20 protein-coding genes are annotated in these 21,676 nt (G+C 28.1%); 14 read left to right on the top strand and 6 right to left on the bottom strand.

Annotated elements, in window-relative coordinates:
• Genes ACH5BF_RS03075 through ACH5BF_RS03015 form a run of 13 tightly spaced genes read left to right on the top strand, consistent with a single transcriptional unit; the run spans position 1 to position 15,642 of the window.
• Positions 1-630, top strand: a complete 630-nt coding sequence (locus ACH5BF_RS03075) for a hypothetical protein (RefSeq protein WP_423272584.1) — start codon at positions 1-3, stop codon at positions 628-630.
• Between the two features lie 32 nt (positions 631-662).
• Positions 663-1,403 (top strand): hypothetical protein, encoded by a 741-nt coding sequence (locus tag ACH5BF_RS03070; protein ID WP_423272583.1) that lies wholly within the window; start codon positions 663-665, stop codon positions 1,401-1,403.
• Complete coding sequence (locus ACH5BF_RS03065; protein ID WP_423272582.1) at positions 1,400-2,149, top strand: hypothetical protein; 750 nt, start codon at positions 1,400-1,402, stop codon at positions 2,147-2,149. Before ACH5BF_RS03070 ends, ACH5BF_RS03065 begins: the two co-directional genes overlap by 4 nt.
• Positions 2,146-2,850 carry a hypothetical protein gene (locus tag ACH5BF_RS03060; RefSeq protein ID WP_423272581.1) on the top strand — a complete coding sequence of 235 codons (705 nt, stop codon included), beginning with the start codon at positions 2,146-2,148 and terminating at the stop codon, positions 2,848-2,850. The genes ACH5BF_RS03065 and ACH5BF_RS03060 overlap by 4 nt, the downstream gene beginning before the upstream one ends.
• A gap of 1 nt (position 2,851) precedes the next feature.
• On the top strand, positions 2,852-5,689 hold the full coding sequence (locus ACH5BF_RS03055) for an RCC1 domain-containing protein (protein WP_423272580.1): 2,838 nt from the start codon (positions 2,852-2,854) through the stop codon (positions 5,687-5,689).
• 8 nt (positions 5,690-5,697) lie between these two features.
• Positions 5,698-7,356, top strand: coding sequence for a hypothetical protein (locus ACH5BF_RS03050; protein WP_423272579.1), 1,659 nt, complete (start codon positions 5,698-5,700; stop codon positions 7,354-7,356).
• A gap of 2 nt (positions 7,357-7,358) precedes the next feature.
• Complete coding sequence (locus ACH5BF_RS03045) at positions 7,359-8,375, top strand: hypothetical protein (RefSeq protein WP_423272578.1); 1,017 nt, start codon at positions 7,359-7,361, stop codon at positions 8,373-8,375.
• Between the two features lie 9 nt (positions 8,376-8,384).
• The gene (locus ACH5BF_RS03040; RefSeq protein WP_423272576.1) at positions 8,385-10,106 is read left to right on the top strand and encodes a GspE/PulE family protein; all 1,722 of its coding nucleotides are present in this window, start codon (positions 8,385-8,387) and stop codon (positions 10,104-10,106) included.
• Positions 10,094-10,840 (top strand): hypothetical protein, encoded by a 747-nt coding sequence (locus ACH5BF_RS03035; protein WP_423272574.1) that lies wholly within the window; start codon positions 10,094-10,096, stop codon positions 10,838-10,840. The genes ACH5BF_RS03040 and ACH5BF_RS03035 overlap by 13 nt, the downstream gene beginning before the upstream one ends.
• A complete protein-coding gene (locus ACH5BF_RS03030; RefSeq protein ID WP_423272573.1) occupies positions 10,837-11,331 on the top strand; it encodes a hypothetical protein in 495 nt (164 codons plus the stop codon). The genes ACH5BF_RS03035 and ACH5BF_RS03030 overlap by 4 nt, the downstream gene beginning before the upstream one ends.
• Complete coding sequence (locus ACH5BF_RS03025) at positions 11,328-13,535, top strand: hypothetical protein (RefSeq protein WP_423272571.1); 2,208 nt, start codon at positions 11,328-11,330, stop codon at positions 13,533-13,535. The genes ACH5BF_RS03030 and ACH5BF_RS03025 overlap by 4 nt, the downstream gene beginning before the upstream one ends.
• 19 nt (positions 13,536-13,554) lie before the next feature.
• On the top strand, positions 13,555-14,541 hold the full coding sequence (locus ACH5BF_RS03020; protein WP_423272570.1) for an SH3 domain-containing protein: 987 nt from the start codon (positions 13,555-13,557) through the stop codon (positions 14,539-14,541).
• 12 nt (positions 14,542-14,553) lie between these two features.
• Positions 14,554-15,642 carry a hypothetical protein gene (locus ACH5BF_RS03015; protein WP_423272569.1) on the top strand — a complete coding sequence of 363 codons (1,089 nt, stop codon included), beginning with the start codon at positions 14,554-14,556 and terminating at the stop codon, positions 15,640-15,642.
• A 16-nt stretch (positions 15,643-15,658) separates the two neighbouring features.
• Here ACH5BF_RS03015 and purT read toward each other — a convergent pair whose 3' ends face one another.
• Genes purT through ACH5BF_RS02990 form a run of 5 tightly spaced genes read right to left on the bottom strand, consistent with a single transcriptional unit; the run spans position 15,659 to position 19,504 of the window.
• Positions 15,659-16,828, bottom strand: coding sequence for a formate-dependent phosphoribosylglycinamide formyltransferase (gene purT / locus ACH5BF_RS03010; RefSeq protein WP_423272568.1), 1,170 nt, complete (start codon positions 16,826-16,828; stop codon positions 15,659-15,661).
• The gene (locus ACH5BF_RS03005) at positions 16,825-17,574 is read right to left on the bottom strand and encodes a glucosaminidase domain-containing protein (RefSeq protein WP_423272567.1); all 750 of its coding nucleotides are present in this window, start codon (positions 17,572-17,574) and stop codon (positions 16,825-16,827) included. The genes purT and ACH5BF_RS03005 overlap by 4 nt, the downstream gene beginning before the upstream one ends.
• A gap of 3 nt (positions 17,575-17,577) precedes the next feature.
• The gene (dapF, locus tag ACH5BF_RS03000; protein WP_423272566.1) at positions 17,578-18,318 is read right to left on the bottom strand and encodes a diaminopimelate epimerase; all 741 of its coding nucleotides are present in this window, start codon (positions 18,316-18,318) and stop codon (positions 17,578-17,580) included.
• Positions 18,315-18,908 (bottom strand): dephospho-CoA kinase, encoded by a 594-nt coding sequence (gene coaE, locus ACH5BF_RS02995; RefSeq protein WP_423272564.1) that lies wholly within the window; start codon positions 18,906-18,908, stop codon positions 18,315-18,317. The genes dapF and coaE overlap by 4 nt, the downstream gene beginning before the upstream one ends.
• Positions 18,909-18,958: 50 nt before the next feature.
• Positions 18,959-19,504 carry a spermine/spermidine synthase domain-containing protein gene (locus ACH5BF_RS02990; protein WP_423272563.1) on the bottom strand — a complete coding sequence of 182 codons (546 nt, stop codon included), beginning with the start codon at positions 19,502-19,504 and terminating at the stop codon, positions 18,959-18,961.
• A gap of 98 nt (positions 19,505-19,602) precedes the next feature.
• Between ACH5BF_RS02990 and purM the strand changes: the two genes are divergently transcribed.
• Positions 19,603-20,598 (top strand): phosphoribosylformylglycinamidine cyclo-ligase, encoded by a 996-nt coding sequence (purM, locus tag ACH5BF_RS02985; protein ID WP_423272562.1) that lies wholly within the window; start codon positions 19,603-19,605, stop codon positions 20,596-20,598.
• A gap of 43 nt (positions 20,599-20,641) precedes the next feature.
• Here purM and ACH5BF_RS02980 read toward each other — a convergent pair whose 3' ends face one another.
• Positions 20,642-21,670 (bottom strand): glyceraldehyde 3-phosphate dehydrogenase NAD-binding domain-containing protein, encoded by a 1,029-nt coding sequence (locus ACH5BF_RS02980; protein ID WP_423272561.1) that lies wholly within the window; start codon positions 21,668-21,670, stop codon positions 20,642-20,644.
• Between the last annotated feature and the right edge of the window lie 6 nt (positions 21,671-21,676).

Below are 21,676 nucleotides of genomic sequence, written 5' to 3'. Positions count from 1 at the left end.
ATGCCACAACTGATAGCAATGGTAATAGTAGTAGTTGGAGCTATGATTTATATGTTCCAAACATTTGGAGGAACTGGTGATAAGATTGAGGGTATTGCTCAAAAGACAAGTGTAATTACAGAAATCAATAATATTAAGAATGGGCTTAAGTTAGCTGCTAGATCAGAGCACATTGAATCTGCTGCAAATGCAAATACAGAAGCCGTAACAACTTTAGAAGGTTTAGCTGAGTTTGCTTATTTTCCAGAACAAATTAATGAGCAGTTAGATGTAGACGGTCAAGTAGATACAGCTACTATATATCAAGCTATATCTTTTGGTGCTGATAACTCTTTACAAATAACAATGGTTAATGATGTACAAGGTGCAATACCTGGAATATTTGTTGATTTATCAAATGGTACTTTAGCAGCGAATGCAGGTTTTTTAGAAGCACAAATTGCTAATGACTTAGATTCAATTGCAACTATTGATAGAACTGCAACATCTGCAAATGCAGGAGCTTTACCTGCTAATGCTACTGGTATTGCAGCTAGAACACCTGCAGCTAATGGAGATGGTGGTACTAATGCTGATGGGATGTTTATAATTTATTTTAATGATTTTGGAACTACAGAAGTAGTTAGATAATATTATTAATGGTTCTTTATAAGAAAAACTAGATGCTAGGAAACATATGGCTAAGCTCGGCACTTGCAGTAGTAGCCATATTTTCTGCATCTGTTGCTTATAAATCTTATAGCGATTTGCAAGATGTAAAACATATGCAAGAAAGCTATGAGATTATAAGAGATATAAAAACACTTCTTGCTTACAAATACTCAATAGACCCACAAGATATTTCAAGGGATGAAATCATAGCTTTATTACCTCAAGATGGTAACTGGGAATGGTTACTTTTACTTGATAGAACCTCAAGTGCTGATTTAGAAAATGATGCCTTACTTCAAGAAGATGGGTCTTTACAAATAAGTGAAGAACAAAAACTTAAACTTTTTGCACTAAGAGCAAAACTTAGAGAATCAGGAAATGATGATACAGGTGTTACAACGGATGGAGTTGTAGGTGAGAGAACTTTTACTTTAGAAGTTGGTATTGAAGAAAAAAATATTTCTTATAAAGATGAAGTGATTCAAAAATCAATACAAAAAGTAATTGAAATAGCTTACTATATCTATCCTATTATGAATGAATCAAATTATGGTAACTTAGTAAAACAATATATTCCATATAACCTTATGTATCAAGACTTTTCAAAAGATGGTGAGACTTTACCTTTAGATGCTGATGTTTTAAAGCAAAGGCAAGAAGAGTATTTTAAACAAAGAGTTTTGGATGAACTTTTAAAATCTCAAAGCCCCAGAGATATAAAACTATATAATAAATTAAAGAGTTTTTTATGATGAAATATATATTTACCCTATTTTTTATAATAAACTTTTTACAAGCTAATAGTGATTTTTTTGAGCAAAGAAAAATTTTGGTGGATAAAGTAAAAAAGATTATTCAACAAGAAGAAGCTATAGCAAGAGCCTATGAAAGATATATTGTAAATGAGATGAAATATCCTACAAATATATCCCAGCTAAAAACAGATGAATACTTAGGTACGACATTTAAAAGTAGTTTTGATTCAGGAGATGAATTACTTTTTGAAGATTATGTGTTAGATTCAACTGGTAAATTAAATTTCAACTATAGACTGATTACAACAAATTCAAGTATTGATACTTCAATTAAAGCTTTATATAGAAGTACAAACTATAGAGAAAATACTTTTGTTTATGACAATAAGGTGATTATTAGATTAAATGACAGCTATGCAAAAACTTTACACACTTTGATGCAAATGCAAAGTAAAGCTATAAATGCTTGTACAGATACTACTATAAAGTATTGTTTAAAAGATAATCATATTTATATCTTCAATTCAACAGATAAACTAGAAACAAATGGAGATATTAAACTTAGTAACCTTTTGATGTTTTTTTATATAGAAAACTTTAAAACAGGACCTATTATCATCACAGATGACAGAACTTTACATGATTCAGAAGAGTTTTTAAATCTAGTTCCGGGAACTAAGCTTATAGATTTTACAAATCAAAAATATTTAAAAACATTTGATGATATTAGGAGATTGCAATGATTAAATTTATAGTAGTTTTTATTTTTGCTTTTTTAAACTTATATGCTAATCCAAATATTTTAAAGCAAAAAAATGTTTTATATGTACAAAATCTTATAAAACTAGAAGAAAAAATAGCTTTAGAGTATGAAAACTATCTATTAAATGAATTTAAACTGCCTTCAAATATAAGCTCTTTAATGACATCAAAATATTTAGGTGAAAATTTTGATGTAAAAAATCCAATGGGAGATGATATTGAGTTTAAAACTAACAAAAGTTTAAAATATGCATTGACAAGAGAAAAGTTAGAGACTTATTTAAAAGATTTATATTATAGGGATGTATATAGAAAAAGAACTTCTGTTAAAGTAAAAGATAGTTATGAAGACTCTTATATAACTATTTCACTACAAAGTGATGAAGCAAAAACTATTTATTCTTTATTGAACTCAGGAAATGCAATATCTAGTAGTTGTGAAACAGTTACAAATACCTATTGTAATAAAAATAAAACTACATTAAGATGGATTGATTCAAGTGCAAATGATTGGATAGAGTATGATAAAAAAGATTTTAATTTAGGAAATATTACTATAAGTAGTAAGAGTATGCTTACAAATAGTAAGTTAAATGATTTGGCTGTTGGAAGATATATTTATGTGCAAAACTCTGTTAGATATATAAAGCTTATAAATAATGAAATTAAAGAAGTAGATTAATATGAAGATTTTATTTTTTGTACTAATTTTTGCATTGCCAATATTTGCTAATATTCAAAATAAAGCATCAATGAATTCTATAAAAAACATTATAAAAAAAGAAGAGTTTATAGCTCTTGCCGTAAATAAATATATTCAACAAACAGGAGAAATTCCAAAAACAACAGCAGGGAGTTTAAATTGGACACTTCTAAATAGTGAAGATTATCTATTAGATTTTAATAAAACTAATGATTTTACTTCAAATAGTATAGTCACAAGATTTGATGCAAATAATAATCTATTTATTTTGGGTGCAATCGAAAAAGCTGATGATTATGATACTAAACAGATGTATCTATATAACTTTTATCAATCAGCTTTGTTTAGAGTAAATACAACTCCTCCTAAAGATACAAGTCAAGTTGAGCTTTTAAAGGGCTCTCAGATTAAATATAGTGAAGTAGTAAAAGAGATAATAAAACTGAAAAATGAGAGTCAGTTAATTTCACTAGATACTAAACCTTGTCCTAAGTTAAACTATTATTATGAACTAAAAGGTGAAGAATTAATTTACAAATTTTGTAAAGCAGACCAAAGTTCAATTCAAGTTTATCAAAGACCTCCAATAGTTTTAGAAGATTTAGATGATTTACAATATATAAAAGCAAAAATTGGAGATAGAGTATTTGGTCAAAAAAACAATAACTGGTATGAATACTATTATCAAGGTGATACAAGTGGAGCTAGTTGGGTTCCTGTTGAGTCAGGTAGTGTATTAAATAGCCAAGATGAAGAAGCAGATGCCGAAGATAGAATTATCTCTTATATTCCAAATGCAAAGGATTTAGTTTTAAGAAATGATGGTGGTTGTATGCTTGCAAATGGAGATATTTTTTGTTGGGGAAGTAACCATAATAAAAAGGCAGGTATCCAAACACATGGTCAGTTAAATCCAAACTTCTCTCCAGATTTTATAAATACACCTGTGATGTTAAAAGTTCAAATTGATAATGAATCTTCTGTAACAGATAATACAGGAACTTCTTATACAAGAAGAGATAAAAGATGGTATAACAATCCTTATAGAATCAAATTTGAGAAAATGGCAATAAACAGTACAAATGTTTGTGGTATTTCACCTATTTTTGATTACTTTCAATCAGGTTCATATATTAAATTTGGAGGAGATTTATACTGTAATGGAAGAATAAACTCTTCTTATTTTGAAGATGTTGATACAACGCAAAATTTAAAAGAAGTAACAACTTCTATTCTAAAAAGAAATAGATTTTTCTCAACGGGGAAAACAGATAAAACAGAAGATGGTGATGAAATATATTTAACTGATGTAGCAATGGTTGATAATGCTATGGCAGTACTTTCTCAAGCAGGAAATATTTATACTTTTGGAATAAACAACAAAGGTGTATTAGGGATAGATAATAGTGATGAAACTTATATAAATAATATTCCAACAAAGATAAATACAAGTGGACAAGTTTTTAAAAAACTTTATGCCCTAAGAGATACAAAAACTTTTGCAGCTCTTGATGAAGATAATAGACTTTGGGTATGGGGTGAAAAATCAGATGGAACAACTCTTTTAAAACCTACAAAAGATAATAGTGATAGAAAGTTTGACCCAAGTAGAGTATTTGTAAATAGTGATACATTGATTTTAAGAAGTGACAATAAGGTTTTTTACAGATTTGAAAATATTACAAATGGTATTTCTACGCAAAGTATCTCAACTTCGTATGTTCCTTCAAGTGCCTTAAGTGTTTCAACAATGCTTATTCCAAACCACTCAAGTGGAGTGATGGAGAGAAACTATATTTATGTTGGAGAAGATAGAAAAATATATACACATAATTTAGGTTCTAGTAGAAATGACAAGCTTCTAACATGTAGATATAAAGGTGATCAATATTGTGGTCGAGATTATAATAGAAAACTATTTAAAGATATGATTGCAAAATTTGATAAAGAAAGTGATGAAGATGGAGAGTTCTCAAATGTATCTATTTTTAAAACAAATAATGTAAGTGCAGTCTCTTTTGAAGACTTTGAAAAAAGCATAAGTGGTTGGAATACAACTCTTATACACGACGGAAATGAAGCTACAAAGTTCTTAGGAAGATTTGGAAAGGGAGTAAATCTAGGTTCTAGTACATTTAGTGCAGATGGTTCTCAAGAAGTTTATAAAACATATAGCTTTGGAAGTGCAAATGCAAATAAAGATGTTAAAATATCATTTACAATGTATGAGATTGACTCTTGGGATGCTAATCAATATCCAGGTGATGGTGGTATTACAGAAGCATTGACTGTGTATATAAATGATGATAAAGTTAAAGAGGATGTTTATAGAGTTGATGATGGTACTATGGATGATTTGGATGCTAGACATGGTTATTCTATAAATGTTAGTGGCTCTTTATCTAGTTGGGCAGATGAAAAGCACTATTATGAAATAGATACAACACTTGATGGTAATGGAAGATTAAAGTTAGGTTTTGGAGCTTTTTTAGGTGAATCTGCATCAAATGAATCTTTTGGAATTGACAATATAAAAATTGATGTTATGGATTCTCAAAAGTACTTTGTTTGTGCAATGACAGGATTAGGAAGTGAATCTCAAATGTATTGTTGGGGAAATCCTGGAAGATCCCTACCAATTTTAAGTACTTCTTTGTATGATGTTGGTAAAATAAACAGTATTAACAAATTATTTATAACACAAAATAGTGAATTAAATAACAGTATGACAAATGATGAGTTTGACAATATAAATAAGCCATTTTTGAAATTTCCTACATATATAGGCGGATTTGACTATGAGTTTTATTTTAAATAAGGAAAGAAATGATTAAAGTATTTAAATATTCTATTTTATTATTTACTCCATTATTATTTACAGCATGTGGGATGAAAAGTTTCCATAACGATATGTTAAATGATGTAAAAAAAGGTGTGAACCAAGAAAGTTATTCAAATATAAAAGAGTCTTACTCTAAAACTTTGGTAAATGAAAAAAGAAATAAAAAAGAGTTTATCAGTGTGTTATCAGATAAATCTTTATCTGAAGTACTAAAAGAGTTAGAGTTAATTGATGGAAACTTCTATTTTCTAAAAAGTAGTGATACTTTAATTCCTAAAAGTAGAATAAAAATTCATAATATGGCTGAACTAAATCAGTATTTAAATGCTGTGTTAGATAAAGAACTATTTATTAAAAAAAGTGGTTCTATATATTTAGTAAAGTTATTAAGTAAGAGTGAATCAAAAAAACAAAATATAAATAGAATAGCATTTAAATTAGATGGAGAGATTTCTGTTGAAGAGTTAGTAAAACTAATTACATCAGAGTCTGGATATGAAGTATCGATTGGCTCTTACATCAAAGATGTAAAAGGTTTTCAAGATAGTATTATTTCAGTAAAAACTAGAAATTTAATGGATGCTTTAAACTCTATAGCTCATGCTAAAAATGTTTATGTTGATATAGATTATGATAAAGAAACTATTTATATAAAAAGATATAAAGATTTAGTAATTGAGTTAAATATCCCTGTACTTGACTTAAAATCTACAAGTCAAACAGCAACTCAAGAAACAAGTGCTGAAAGTAAAGTAGAAAATAGTTCTCAAATAGTTTTATATGATGAGTTAGATAATATGCTTAAAAATATTATTGCAAATGATGAAGTATCAACATATCATATTGATAAAGCAAGTGGTTTAATCTTTTTAAAATCTACAAAAAGTGTAGAAAGTGCTGTAAGAACAATAGTAAAAGCCTATGAAGATAGTTTTGCAAAAGAGACTACTATTGAATTTGAAAGAATAGAGTTAGTTTTAAATAAAAATAGAGAGTATGGAATAGGTAGTATTAGTTCAGATAGACAATCAAATACCGATACAGGTGTTTTAAAATCTATAAAAGATAAAGGTGAAATTGCTTTTGAAAGTAATAATGCAACAAGACTTTTAAAATTAACTGCAAAAGCAAACAACAATATTGGAAAGATTTTAAACTATAGTAAAAATGTAATTGTATTAAAAAACAATATCCCTTCTGTTCAATCAATTAGCCAAAATACAGACTATATTGAGAAAATTGAAACAACAAAAGATGATGATACAAACACAACAACTACTGATATTACAATAAACACTTTAAAAGATGGTACTTCAATTACAGCAATGGCAAAAGTTTCAAGAGATAAAATCTTTTTAAATATAAGCCCTAGTATCAAAAAACTTATTGATTTTGAAGATGTTACAGTCGAGGGAACTAACATAAAACTTCCTCAATATAAAGACCAAAGTTATAATATTTCAAGACAAATAGGACTTGGAGAAACTGCAATTGTTGGATCTATTATTGTTCATGATGATGCAAAAGAGTATCAAGGTGTTTTACCTTTAGAAGGTTTTGCAATAGGTGGAAGTGACTCAAAATCTTATGTAAGAAGAGAGATTGTTTATGTTGTTACTGTAAGAGATATTAAAGGCTTTTAGTAATGAATTTATTCAAAGATCCCTATGAACAGTTTTTATTAAATTATTTAGTAACTAAACTTGAAAATGGTTCAAATACTAGAAAAGCTTTAGTTTTATATAAAGAACAAATTACTAGAGAAACAAACTTTAAAAAGAGGCTTGAAGCTGCTATTAGGGATTTAGAGATTGGAAAACACAAAATTGAAGCAATCTTATATAAAAATAAATTTTTAAACTCTTTTCAATATAGTCTTGTAGTAAATAGTACAAATCCTATTGATGGTTTAAAGCTAGTACTATCTTTTGAAAAAGCAAACTCAAATCTTCTATCAAAAATGATAAATCCTATCTTAGTACCAATGCTTATTATTATAGGTACTTTTTATGGGATGATTTTATATTTAGATATTTTAAAAAAAGATTTAGTTCAATTAAAAAAACTAAATCCTGATGTAGAACAGTTTTTAGGAATACCTGGTTATTTTACTTATGATTTTGCATATATAGGCTTGGTTTTATCTATTTTAGTTACAGCTTTAATTTTTTTAGGTTATATCTATACTGAGAAATATAATCCAGCTTTATTATATAAAGTGTTTAAGACGCAGGCTTTTTCTGATGGTAGATTTATGTTTAGAATTTTAAATGGTATGTTAAGTGCTGGTATTTCTTTTCATAAAACTTCATTGATTTTATCAAAAGACTATTTTAAAGTAGGACTTAGACCATTTTTTAAAGAGTTAGCTGATGTAATTCATAAAAATAAAAAGCTTTATACTGTTTTCGAAAAGTACAACTACCCTGCAATTATTACAGCAGATATTAAACTATCAGAATTAAGTAAAACAAGTTATTCTGAAGTTACAAAAGCATTATATGAGACAAGTGATACAATGTTTGAAAAAAATATTGCATATATAGTTTTACAGTGGAGATTTTTCTTTTGGTTGATAGCTATGCTAATTACAGTTATCATTGGTTCAGATATTATAAATCTTGTAATAAGTTCATTTACATTTAAAACTTTATATCAATAAGAGTAGAAGATGAAGAATATTTTAAAGAAATTTTTAAGAAGAGGATTAAAAGGTAATATTAGAAAAAGCTTACCTTCGTTCTTAAATAAAGATGAAAAAATAAGTGATAGTTTACTACCAAAAGATAATAAAAAAAATAAGTTTGATATAAAGAAAGTTTTAAATAAACAAAAAAACAAAATCAATAGTTTATTTAGCCAAAAAGCAAAAGATGATAAAAATCTTGCTGAAATTATTGAAAATATGATTAAATCAAAATATAAACTTATTGGAGGATATGGAGACCTAATAGCGGATGAGGGGAAATACTCTGAATTTGTAAAAAGTCTAGGATATGAATACTATCCTTCTTATGCACAATTATCTGTAAAGTATCAAGATACTTCTTACTTATTAAATGAAGAGAAATTAGAACTTTGTACAAGTATGTATATCATTACTTTAGAAGATAAGAAAAGTAAAAACAAAGTACTTGGAATTAGAGATATTGTAAATTTAGATTTTGATATCTTAAGTAAGTTCTATTTTACAAAGATTGTAATCTTAGGTGAGGGAGTTTTATCTTCTGTATTTGGTGAAGATAGAGAAATTGTATTTACATCTCAAGATGATGTTGAAGATGATGATGAAATCAATAAATATTTTGAAAAGATGATGGGGCAAGCTATCTTACTTGGAGCTTCTGATATTCACATTCAAAAAAGTACGAGGTCAGCTTCTTTATGGTTTAGAATTGATGGTGTAAAACAAGATATGGGTACCATGCCAATTACTTTAGCTAAAACACTAAAAAGAAGACTTGTTACTATGGCTGACCAAGAAGACTCAGATTATGAGTCTATTAATGGTATGATAAATTATGAGTATGGAAAGAAAAACATTAAGTTCAGACTAGGTCTTATAAACTCAAAAATGAACTTTTCCCTTGTAATGAGAATGATTGGTGGTAAAGGTGTTGTTTCTCATGATTTAAGAGGACTTAATTATCCTCAAGAAACAGTAAATATCTTAAATAACTTAACTAGATATGCAAATGGTATGATTCTAATTACAGGACAAGTAGGTTCTGGTAAAACACACTTAATGTATGCACTTTTACAAAAACTAGCAAGACAGCAACAATATATTGTAACTATTGAAGATCCTGTTGAGTATGTTGATGATTCATTCTTCCAAATTGATTTATCTGAATATGCAAGTGCAAGTGAAGAGTTTAAATATGGTTACCCAGAAGCCGTAGTTGATATTTTAAGACAAGATTCAAATATTATTCTTATTGGTGAGACAAGAGAACCTGAAACTGCTTATCAGTTAGTAAATGCTTCAAACTTAGGTCAGTTAGTATTCTCAACTATGCATACAAACTCAGCTCCTGCAACTGTATCTAGAATGATAAGTTCTTTAGGAATTAATGAAGGGGATATTACGGATAACTTAAGAGGTATTGTATCTCAAAGATTAGTTAGAAAGTTATGTGAATATTGTAAAGAACCAGATGGAGAGGGTGGTTACACTAGTGTTGGTTGTGACGAGTGTAATAAAACTGGATTTAAAGATAGGGTTCCAATTGCTGAAGTTGTAAGATTTAAATTAGGTGAGGGTGGAGATTTTGAAAACCCAGCTGAATATATGACAGTTGAGAAAGCTTGTATGGCTCAATATCATGAAGGTTTAATTACAAAAGAAGATGCAACAGCTATTATTAGAGGGGAAGAGTTATGGTACGATTAGTAATTACTGACTTCTCTTCAAAAGAAGAAAATTTTGATTTATATGTAAGTGATGAGTTTGGTGATAACCAAACTATGTTTACATATGATAACTTTAGAAAACATAGTGTTATCCTATCAAGATATGATGTACATGATGATATCTATTCTTTAAATTTATTATCTAAGAAGCATTTAGATAATAATCAAATTTTAGTTCATATTGCTGATGAAGAGTATTATATTTTATTCAATCATAAAACTGTTTACACCGCAAAAATAAATCCAAATTTCATATCTGATGATATTATGAAATCAATTTTAATTACAAAGCATATAGCAATGCTTTCAAGTGGTGGAGAAATAGAACATATTTATTATGTAGCAAATACAAAATATAATGCGGCAATTGAAAATATTTTAAAACAAAATACAAAAAACGAAAAAGGTGAAGTAATTGCAGAAAGCTTAGGGGATGTAAATAGTTTAATTGAAAATTTAAACCCTTTAGATACGATTAATACTTACTCTTTAAAAAGTGCATATGTAATTGGACTTTTAGCTTTTATTGCAACAATCGTATTTTATGTATTACCAAGTATTGAAAAAAAGTATATTGAAACAAGTTCTTTAAAGCAAATAGAAAATGAAATAAAAATACAAAAAAGATTAGTGGTAAGAGAAAAAATCCTACTTAGAACAGCAAAAAGAAAACACAAAGAGTTAATTCAATGTATTAGTGGAGACTTAAAATGATAAGTATCAATAAAAATAGATTAACAGCATTTTCAAAAGTAGCTATTTTATTATTGTTTCTTTATGTATTGGGATTTACTGTTTTAAAAGCTGCAACTTATTACCAAACACAAAAGAAAAAAGAGTATTTAGCAAAAGATTTAGAAACTAAAAAAATTGAGTATTCACAATTAAAATTAGAAGTAAAGAGAGTTAAACAAGAAACTCAAAATGTAAAAGATAGTTATATATCTAAAGATGAGATAAAAACAAGAGTTAGTGAGATATTTAAAAGAATGTCAGTCTTTGATTATACTTTAAAGTATTTAGATGCAAAACAAATGTGTGTGGATAGACATGTAATTATTGCTCAATTAACTGCAAGTAGTCCAAAGGGAGTTGTAGCAGGCGAAGGTATTTTATCTTATTTAGGTGAAATTAGGAAAAGTGATACAAATGAAACTTTATATTTTGTAGATTATATTTCAAAACCAAAGGTACAGAAGAAGTGAAAAAACTATTTATAATCTTTTTTACTATTGTTTCTTTAAATGCTTCAACATATATAGATACTATTAGTTTTGCTAAAGTAAAAAGATTGGTTGAAAAAGAAGAAGAAATAGCAAAAGCTTATAAAGAGTATATCTCAAAAAATGCCAATGGTTCAACACTTTTAAACTTAATAGATAAAGGTTATTTAGCAGAAGGCTATAATCCATATAATCTTTTTAATGTAGGAATTAGTATTGATCCTTTAACTCATATAATAACTACAAGAATACCAGATGATATAAAAGATAAAACTAACTTATATGATTACTATTATTCTAATGTAAATAGAAAATATACTAAAGCACCAATTAGTTATGAAAATGATGAGGTAGAGATTGTTTTAAGTGCTGATGAAAAGTATAAGTTCAAATACAAAGATGACATTACAACAACAGATACAACACCTTCAAACAAGTATTATTTAGACCCACAAGGTGTTCTTCATTGGTATGATGCAAGTAGGAAATATAAGTTTTCAATTACAGAAAATAAACTTATTGCAGATAATAGTTTAGGTGAACCAGGAACTAACCCTTATAAGAACTTCTTTAAAAGTTTAGGTAAAGAAGTTCTTTTTGCTGGTCAAGAAACACTATATCTAGGGGCTAATAGTGTAGGTGAGTATGTAAATCTAGGTGAAGATATAGGTTATGCTAAAGTTGGAGAAGATGATAGGGATATAGGAAAAGCAGTTATTCAGTTTACAAGAAGAGCTGGAGGAATGCTTGTAAATGGAGATATTTATACTTGGGGAAATAATGCTAATAATATTACGGGTATAGATGAGCCTAATTATTATAAAGAGAATGGAAGTTTAAATACAAGTAATAGATTCCCTGTAATAAACACTTTAGTTAGAATGAAAGCAAAAAATTATGAAGACTCTTTAGTTAATAGTAAAGAATATTATTCTTCTTCAATAAGACCAAAGTTTGTAGATTTTTTTAGTACAGTTTATCATGGTACTTGTGGAGTTAGCAATAAAGGTGAGCTTTATTGTGGAGGAAAAGAAGCTAATGATACTTCAAGTACTTATACAAACTTAGATACTTCAGATGAAGGAGAAAAGCTATACAGAGGTCTGTATTTTAATGGTTCAAGTGATAGAAAAGCAAATAAAATTTTCGCAAACAATCAGATATGGCTTATTTTAGCAAATGCGACTACTGATAGTGAAGGTAATTTAAAGAATGGTCAGCTCTTTAGATGGGGATATGATTATGCTGGTTTCTCAGGAACAAGTTCTAGTAATTTTACAAAATATAATAACTATGGTAATCCTACAGAGTTAGTTGTATATGATAATGGAGTAAGAGAGTACTTTAAAGATATTACATATACTTTAACTATTGGATATAGAAAAACAGCTGCTTTATCAAATGAGGGAGAACTTTATCTTTGGGGATTAGATACATACTATAATAGTAGTTGTTCACAAAGTGTATATAACGGAAGTTCAAATGTTTCAGTTAACTTATGTGTTCCAACAAAAGTAAATACACCAATATCTTTAAAAAAGATAAAAGGTGGTTTACATTCAATTGTAGCGCTTGGTGAAAATAATCAATATTATAAAATACATCAAGCATGGGGTTATACTCCTACTGTGACATCAGTAAATAGTATAATTAGCTCATATTCTAGCTATGATTCAAATGATGATTCTGAACTTTTAGATGTAGATATTTCAAGTAGACTGCTTTCTGGGTCTTTACAAGAAAATAGTGGAATTGTTTGGGTAAATTCAAAAAATGAATTAAAAGGTGATTATTTTACAGCTTTAAATGAAAATGATGATTTCTTTAAAGCAGCAATTGCTAAAATAAAATGGAAGAAGATTAAAGTTATCGAAGATGATAATGGTATGTGTGGAATAGATATTTACAATCAAATGTATTGTTGGGGGATTATGTCTTACTATAGAAATGGGAATAATAATACTGGCTACACAGGGAATACTTTTATGTTACCTATTTTTAATACTAACCTATATGATTTAGAAAAAGATTATATGGTAGCTGAGGGTGGATATGATGGATATTTGACAAATATGACATCAGGTAGTGATTGGAGTACAACAACAAGTGCTGGTAAAACAGGAGCTTTTTTTATGAAGTATCCTACATATATAGGTGGGTTTAATTATGAGTTTGAGTTTAAGTAGAAGTTTGAAAAGGATAAAAATGAAGAAAATTGTAATGATTGCTTTAGTTGCATTGGCTTTAAATAGTTTATATGCACAAGAAAAAAGTATGGATGATATGGATAAACTTGATGTATTAGATAAGCAATCAAAAGAGTTTTTTAATGCTATTACAGGATTAGAAAAAGATTATTTAGAAGAGCAAATTTCAAATATACAACAAAAGCAAAAACAAAGAGTAATTACACAAGTTCCAGGTTCTTTACCTAATAGTAGTGGTGCAAATCAAGTTATACAATCTACTGAAGATTATGCGAAAAATGTTTTTAAACATGAAAATGAAATAGCAAGACTTACAACAGATTTTACAAGAACTAAAAATTTAAAAGATATAAGAATAAAAAGTATGTACTCTTTTAATGGAAAAGATTTTGTTGTTTTAAAGCTTGATAAAGAGACTGAAAATACAAATAAAGAACAAAGTTTAAATATAGAAGGTAGATATAAAGAGGGTGATGATATTTTAACTCATAAGATAGTTGATATAAATACTCAAACTAAAACAGTAAAATTATATAAAAAACTTGATGAAGAGTTTGGTTACTATATTGTATTAAGTAATTATGGTATTTCTGTTAGTGATTTAAAAAAAGAAGAAAAAAAAGAGCCACCTGTAAAGAAAAGACCTGTTAAAGTAGAAGAAGTAAGTAGTAAAAAAGAGAATGAAATAGTTGAAATATTTCAAAAGGCAACAGTGGTAAAAAAGAGTATTAAAAATATAAATGAGTGTTTATATAAAGTTGAAGTTAGTAGCTTAAATGTAAGAAATGATACTTTTGATGATGCAGTTATTTTAAGAGTTTTAAAAAAAGGTGATGAGTTTACTATTAAGTCTAAAAAAGGTGAATGGGCACAAATAAATACTATTTATAAGAAGAAATCTGGAGATGTTATGCTGGTTGAAAATGAGAGTAACTGGATAATTTTAGTAAATAAATTTGTTTCTTCAAATAATGAGTGTTTATAAAAGGTTAATATTTTGAATAATCAAGTTAAAGAAATGGAACTTGCTATAAAAACATCCATTATAAATATAAAAGAAGAACTAGAAAAAATAAAACCCCAGTACACTTCTTTATTTGTATTTGATAATATGTTTACTACAGAAAGTAGTGGTAAAACAAAACTTAATAGAGATTTTTATAATGAAGCTCACGCTTCTATTTTAAATCATATCCATAGAATAAAAGAGTATTTATCAGAGGTATTAGAAGAGCTTAGAGATACAATTGTTGATCAGTTAAATCAAAATGGTTTTAAAGATATTCAATTAGATAAAAATCTTATTTATGATGATGCGAGTTTTCATGAACTATTTATAATGGATTTAGATTTAATGGATTTGCCAAAAGTACAAAAACATGAATTAATAGAAAGTATAAATACATTAACTACATTTAAAAATAAGATATATACATTAAAGTACTTTATCTCTATGTTTGATACTACACCTTTAAATAAGCATCTAAATAAGTTAGGAATGGATGATTTAATTAATAGTAGGTTTATATTCGAACTAATTGATAGCTATAGTTTGGAGTATGAAGAACTTAAGAGATTTGAAGAGACATTAGATAACTTTGATAGTTTTGAAAAAGAGACTAAATCTTTATTGGATTTTGATGGACCTGTTGAAATAATAAAAAGGAGAATAGATAATTATGTCTATGACAATGTTAGATATAAAATCTCTTTAGAGTATGAAAACCAAGTAAAAAAACTTAAAAAAAGTGTTGATTTAAGTGTAGCTTATTTAGAAAATATCATTGTTAATTTTATTGAACAATCATGTCTTGACCTTATAAAAAAAGAGTTAAAAAGAGGAAAAATTTCTAAATTAATTGAGCTGAAAGTTATTCAAACTAAAAATAGTATTCAATTAGTTGTAAAAAACAATGGTTTTGAAGAGAAAAATATACATTTGATGTATCTAGGCTCAGCAGGGTCAACTAATAGTTATATTGTAGAAGCTAGAAATCTTGCTAGAATGATAGGTGGTACTGTTGATATTTCAACTGTAGATGAAAAAGGTGGAATGCAGTATATTTTAGATTTAAAAATCAAATAACTAAAAGCCTAAGCTTTTAGTTATCGTGGAAGTTTCCAATAATTTCTTTTGCTTTTTGTAAAGCTTTATCTGAAGAGTCTTTATCAAAAGTTAAAGCAACTGCCATTCTTCTTCCCTCATGTGATTGAGGTTTTCCAAATACTCTAATAAGTGATTCTTTAGTAAATGATGCATCAAAAATATCAATTTTAGGATTAAAGCTATCACCTTTTGCTTTATAAGCAGCACTAGCTCCTGCTCCATAATCAATATAATCTAAAGGTAGCCCTAAAACAGCTCTTACATGAAGTGCAAATTCACTAGCACTTTGAGTAATCATAGTAACCATTCCTGTGTCGTGTGGTCTTGGACTTACTTCTGAGAAGTAAACTTCGTCACCTTTTACAAAAAGTTCAACACCAAAAATACCTCTACCACCTAAACCATCAGTGATTTTCTTAGCAACTTCTTTTGATTTCTCTTTTGCAGCTTCACTCATATTCATTGGTTGCCATGAGAAAATGTAGTCACCATCTTGTTGAATATGACCTATTGGTTCACAAAATACTGTTTGATTCTCATTTCTAGCAGTTAATAAAGTGATTTCATAATCAAAAGTGATAAACTCTTCAACAATTAACTCACTAGCATCACCTCTAGCTTCTTTTGCTAATTCCCAAGAGTTTTCAATATCATCAATAGACTTTGCTATACTTTGCCCATGACCAGATGAAGACATTACTGGTTTGATTACACAAGGGAAACCAATTTTAACAGCAGCCTCTTTTAATCCATCTAAAGTTGTTACAAACTCATATTTTGAAGTTGGAAGTCCTAATTCTACTGCTGCAAACTCTCTAATGTTTTTTCTATTCATTGTTTTGTTAACTGCATCAGCATTTGGAATTACATTAAAACCTTCTTTTTCTGCTTCAAAAAGTGCTTCAATACTTAAAGCTTCAACCTCAGGTAAAATATAATCAGGTCTTTCTCTTCTGATAATATCTAAAACTTCATTTTTGTTTTTCATATTTATTGTATAAGCTTTATTTGCAACAAGTTGTGCAGGAGCATTGTTATATGAGTCAACTGCTATTGTCTCAATCCCTAATCTTTGTGCTTCAATAACAACTTCTTTCCCTAATTCTCCACTTCCTAATAACATGATTTTTATAGAATCAGACTTTAGAGGTGCTGTAAATATCATTTTTCTTCCTTTATTTTAGTATAAAATTTTTTATCGTAATTTATTAAATTGTTTTTGTTTATAACATCATTTAAAATTTCTAAATAATTATGCCCAATACCAGAATAGTTAAGCATAGTTTGAGATAGTTCCATTCCTTGAGGAATCATACCTTTTTCTCTTTGCTCATATCTTTTATCTTGAAATAATTTATAAGCTCTATTTCTATTTAGATTTAACATATATGCACTAATTGAGTCTTGAACTGTCTTAAAAACTCTAATAAAATGTCTTGCACCTTCATCTCTTTGAAGAGGCATCATTCCAATTTTAGGATTGTAAGTCCAGTGACCAAATACATTATTTGCCTCTTTTATAAATCTACTTCTTCCCCAACCACTTTCAACTGCGGCTTGTGCTAATGCCATTGAAGGAGGTACAATATCTATTTTTCTAAGATATTTTTCTTTACTAAATAGACTTTTTATTCTATATTTTCTTTTTATTTCTAAAAGCTTTTTAAATGAGGCAGATGAGTAGTTAATATTTAAAATATTAGAGTTAAGATAGTTTTTTACAAACTCTCTTTCTTGTAAGATTTTAATATTTTCTTTTTCAATTAGATTATAAAAGTATTCAAAGAAGTATTTCTTTGATTCTTTCGTTGTAGATATGTCATAATACTCTTTTGGCAAAGCACCACTTAAAGAAGTGGTGGCTGCCAAACCAACAGTAATTAGTAGTTTTTTAAAAATAGATTTTTTCATATATTAAACTGTCGTTGTAAATACTTTCTTTACAGCACCTTTAAAATAGATTTTGTCATCTATTTTAGAGATTGTAAGTTCTTCATTACTTTTTGGATAAACAAAAGCTTTTTTATCAACAAGTCCTAGATCATTTGCTCTTAAAAAACATGCAACCATTCCTGTACCACAAGCAAGTGTTTCACCTTCAACACCTCTTTCATAAGTTCTTACTTTTAAAGTTCCATCTTCTTGAACTTTTGCAAAGTTTACATTTGCATTGTGTTCATATCTCATTTTTGCACATAAGTCATGGTCATAACTCTCTAAATCATCAACTAAAGTTACTAAATGAGGAACACCTGTATCAATTAAATACCAAGTAAGACCTTCTTGTTCAAAAGGCTCTTTTATTACTATTGGTTTTGTCATTTGTGTTTCAACTATATTTTCTTCTACATTTGATTCAATTAAACCAGCATCAGTTAAAAACTTCATTGATGATGGTGCTAAACCATTATTATAAGCATAGTGAGCAACTGCTCTAGTAGCATTTCCACACATAGCAGCATGGCTACCATCGCTATTATAAAAAAGCCATTTAAAATCAGCTTCATTACTTGGAACAAGTGCTACAAAGCCATCTGCACCAATTCCTTCATTTCTATTGCAATATTTTATTGCTTCTTGTGAGTAATCTTTTTCTATAAATGTGTGAAAAATTACAAAGTCATTTCCACTTGCACTATATTTTGCATATGTCATATTATCTCCTCCATAATTCTTTCAACTTCATTTTGTAAGTTTTTTAAATCTTTTGAGTTATCTATTACCATATGGGCTAAATCTTTTTTCTTTTCAATATCCCATTGATTTGAAATTTTTAAGATTGCTTCTTCTTCATTGATATTATCTCTTTTCATTAATCTTTGAATTTGTATATCTCTTGGAGTATAAACAACTAAAGATCTTGGGATTGGATAATGCATCTTCTCAAAAAATAGAGGGATATCAATAAAGTATGGTTTATTTTGACTCTCAAAAAGTCTTGATTGTTTTATAATCTCTTCTTTGATAAGTGGGTGTAAAAGTGCTTCAAGTCTTAGTTTATTCTCTTCATTTGAGAAGATGATTTTACCTAGCTCTTTTCTAATTACTTTTCCATCTTTATCTACATACTGACTTCCAAACATCTCTGAAATCTTTGCACTATTTTCATCTAATAGTTTATGTGCAATTTTATCCGCATCAATAATTAGAAAACCATGTAGTTTAAAAAGGTTACAAACTGTACTTTTTCCTGTAGAAATTCCGCCTGTTAAGGCTATTGCATTTTTAAATAAATCACTATTCATAGAAGAGATTCTACAATAATAATGATTTATTTAAAATTTAATGTAAGATTTTATCTTTTAGCGATACCTGTAAGTGCCACATGCTCGGCTTTTGGGAATACAAAAACTGCACTGTGGATTTCAGTTGAGTAGTATTGTAAATCATCTAATAAATCAGATCTTTGTAATACAACATCAGCAGTTGGGTGGTATCTTTTTGAAGCTAAAATAGATGTTTGGTGTCCAAATCTAAATGGCATAGCAATCCAGAACTTCTCACCAACTAATGTTAAATCAGCTTTTAATTTTTCTTCATTTTTAGAGAAAGATTCAGTTGCAAAAGTGATTAAACCATCATCTTTTAAAACTCTTTCAATATTTGCTAATAATAGTTCATCTACTTCAACATCTGTTAAAATAATTACATCAATATCTTTTTCATTTTTAGATGTTAAAAGTGATTTATCTCCAAATTCAATATTTGAAGTTTTATTATGTTTAGCTGCCTGCTCTTTTAATTCTTCGTCTGCACTACCGATAATTAATACATTTGAAGCTTCTTTATGCGTACATAATGGCACGTGTACCATCATTTCATTAAATGCGATATTATTCATTGTATATAATCCTTAATATTTATAAACATTTCGTTATAATACCAAAAAAATTTTAAACTAAGTAAGATATTAGAAAACTCGTAGAAAAAAGGTGAAAAATGGCAACAGTTAGTTACAAAGATGCTGGTGTAGATATTGATGCTGGAAATCAGTTTGTAGAAAATATTAAACCATATGTTAAATCAACAATGATTCCTGGTGTATTAGGTGGAATTGGATCATTCGCAGGTGCATTTGAACTTCCTACTGGATATAAACAACCAGTAATTTTATCAGGAACTGATGGTGTTGGTACAAAATTAAAGTTAGCAATTGATGCAAAAAAATTTGATACAGTTGGAATTGATTTAGTTGCAATGTGTACAAACGATTTATTATGTAACTTCGGAGAGCCATTATTCTTCTTAGATTATTATGCAACTGCAAAATTAGAAGTTGAAGAAGCTACTGATGTTGTAAAAGGTATTGCTGAGGGTTGTATTAGATCTGAGTGTGCCTTAGTTGGTGGTGAAACTGCTGAGATGCCAGGTATGTACAAAGAAGGTGATTTTGATTTAGCTGGTTTTTGTGTAGGTATTGCTGAAAAAGAAGAGTTAAACAGAGTTGAAAGAATTCAAACTGGAGATACTTTAATTGCATTACCATCTTCTGGTGTTCACTCAAATGGTTTCTCGCTAGTTAGAAAACTATTATTAGAAAAATTAGGTATGTCTTTAGATGATGATTTCCAAGGGAAGCCTTTAAAAGATGTATTATTAGAGCCAACTAGAATTTATGTAAAAGAGTTTAAAGCAAATAAAGAAAATATTAATGCCTTAGCACATATCACAGGTGGTGGTATTACTGAGAATTTACCAAGAGTTTTACCTGATAACTTAAAAGCTGTTGTTGATAGATCAAAAATCAAAGTTTTACCAATCTTTGAATTTATGTCTGAGCATGTAGAATTAGAAGAAATGTACAGAACATTTAATATGGGTGTTGGTATGGTTCTTGTAGTAAATCCTGCAAATGTAGACGCTGTATTAGCAAACACTGATGGTTATGTAATCGGTGAAATAGCTGAAGGTGAAAAAGGTGTAGATTTTATCTAGTATAAACTTTTGCCAAGATACAAAAAAGGGTAAGCTTTTTAGCTTACCCTTTTTTATTTATATAGTATTTTAAAATCTCTATTGTTTTTGAAGCATAACCCCATTCATTGTCGTACCAAACTAAAAGCTTTATCATTTTTTTGTTTTTTACATCTGTATATCTATGGTCAATTATAGTTGTAAATTTCTCTTTTTTAAAATCACTTGATACAAGAGGTTCTGTATTATTAAATACTATTGGATGCTTTTGATTTGATTGATACTCTTCAAATATTTTTATAATCTCTTCTTTTGATGAATCTTTTTGAGTAAATAAACATACATTTATAGCACCTACTGTATCAGTTGGAACTCTAAGAGAGTTTGATGAAATTAAATCATGATTTATGAAAGGCATTACATAAGAACATGCTTTTATTGTTGTTGTATTATTTGGGATGATATTTTGTGTTGCTGACCTTCCAAACTCAAAGTTATAGTCAACATCTCTTGTGGCACTTCCAACAAAATTGCCATCTAAAACTCTTTGATGATTAAGTAAAGGATGAATAGTCGCAATATCCCCACAAACAATATGTTTTGAGTCATTTATTATTTTGAGTGCAGGAAGCAGGGCTGTGGCATTGCATGAACTTGTAGATATTACTTTATGTTTTTTTATATCAAGCTCTTCTTCATTTACTCCTAAGATAATATTTTTATGAGCAGTTTCATTTGCATGAGTTAAGAAAATAGCTTTCACATCAAGTTTTTCAAGTATTTTTATATCATGTTTAACTCCACTTGCATCAATTATAAAATCAATATCTAATAAATCAATATCTTCTAGACTTTTAAAATTTAGTATTTTAATTTTGTTTTTTGAGTTTTGAATATAGTTTTTATCAGTTACTTTAAATCTATCATCTAAGTTACCATATGTAGAGTCATGATTAATTGAATATACAATATTTTCAATATAAGGATTTATTTCATTAATAGCAATAATTTGAATATTATCATTTTCTAAAAGCTGTTTTAAAATAGCTTTCCCGATTCTTCCCACACCATTTAAAAGTATTTTATGTTTCATTGTAGA

It is taken from the genome of Arcobacter pernae (assembly GCF_049472135.1).
Lineage (GTDB): Bacteria > Campylobacterota > Campylobacteria > Campylobacterales > Arcobacteraceae > Arcobacter_B.
This window is presented reverse-complemented; position numbering and strand designations above follow the sequence as displayed.

Bases quoted from the DNA above. Each gene is read 5' to 3' on its own strand.
- ACH5BF_RS03075 (WP_423272584.1), top strand. From the start codon at position 1: ATGCCACAACTGATAGCAATGGTAATAGTAGTAGTTGGAGCTATGATT.
- ACH5BF_RS03070 (WP_423272583.1), top strand. From the start codon at position 663: ATGCTAGGAAACATATGGCTAAGCTCGGCACTTGCAGTAGTAGCCATA.
- ACH5BF_RS03065 (WP_423272582.1), top strand. From the start codon at position 1,400: ATGATGAAATATATATTTACCCTATTTTTTATAATAAACTTTTTACAA.
- ACH5BF_RS03060 (WP_423272581.1), top strand. From the start codon at position 2,146: ATGATTAAATTTATAGTAGTTTTTATTTTTGCTTTTTTAAACTTATAT.
- ACH5BF_RS03055 (WP_423272580.1), top strand. From the start codon at position 2,852: ATGAAGATTTTATTTTTTGTACTAATTTTTGCATTGCCAATATTTGCT.
- ACH5BF_RS03050 (WP_423272579.1), top strand. From the start codon at position 5,698: ATGATTAAAGTATTTAAATATTCTATTTTATTATTTACTCCATTATTA.
- ACH5BF_RS03045 (WP_423272578.1), top strand. From the start codon at position 7,359: ATGAATTTATTCAAAGATCCCTATGAACAGTTTTTATTAAATTATTTA.
- ACH5BF_RS03040 (WP_423272576.1), top strand. From the start codon at position 8,385: ATGAAGAATATTTTAAAGAAATTTTTAAGAAGAGGATTAAAAGGTAAT.
- ACH5BF_RS03035 (WP_423272574.1), top strand. From the start codon at position 10,094: ATGGTACGATTAGTAATTACTGACTTCTCTTCAAAAGAAGAAAATTTT.
- ACH5BF_RS03030 (WP_423272573.1), top strand. From the start codon at position 10,837: ATGATAAGTATCAATAAAAATAGATTAACAGCATTTTCAAAAGTAGCT.
- ACH5BF_RS03020 (WP_423272570.1), top strand. From the start codon at position 13,555: ATGAAGAAAATTGTAATGATTGCTTTAGTTGCATTGGCTTTAAATAGT.
- purT (WP_423272568.1), bottom strand. From the start codon at position 16,828: ATGATATTTACAGCACCTCTAAAGTCTGATTCTATAAAAATCATGTTA.
- ACH5BF_RS03005 (WP_423272567.1), bottom strand. From the start codon at position 17,574: ATGAAAAAATCTATTTTTAAAAAACTACTAATTACTGTTGGTTTGGCA.
- dapF (WP_423272566.1), bottom strand. From the start codon at position 18,318: ATGACATATGCAAAATATAGTGCAAGTGGAAATGACTTTGTAATTTTT.
- coaE (WP_423272564.1), bottom strand. From the start codon at position 18,908: ATGAATAGTGATTTATTTAAAAATGCAATAGCCTTAACAGGCGGAATT.
- ACH5BF_RS02990 (WP_423272563.1), bottom strand. From the start codon at position 19,504: ATGAATAATATCGCATTTAATGAAATGATGGTACACGTGCCATTATGT.
- purM (WP_423272562.1), top strand. From the start codon at position 19,603: ATGGCAACAGTTAGTTACAAAGATGCTGGTGTAGATATTGATGCTGGA.
- ACH5BF_RS02980 (WP_423272561.1), bottom strand. From the start codon at position 21,670: ATGAAACATAAAATACTTTTAAATGGTGTGGGAAGAATCGGGAAAGCT.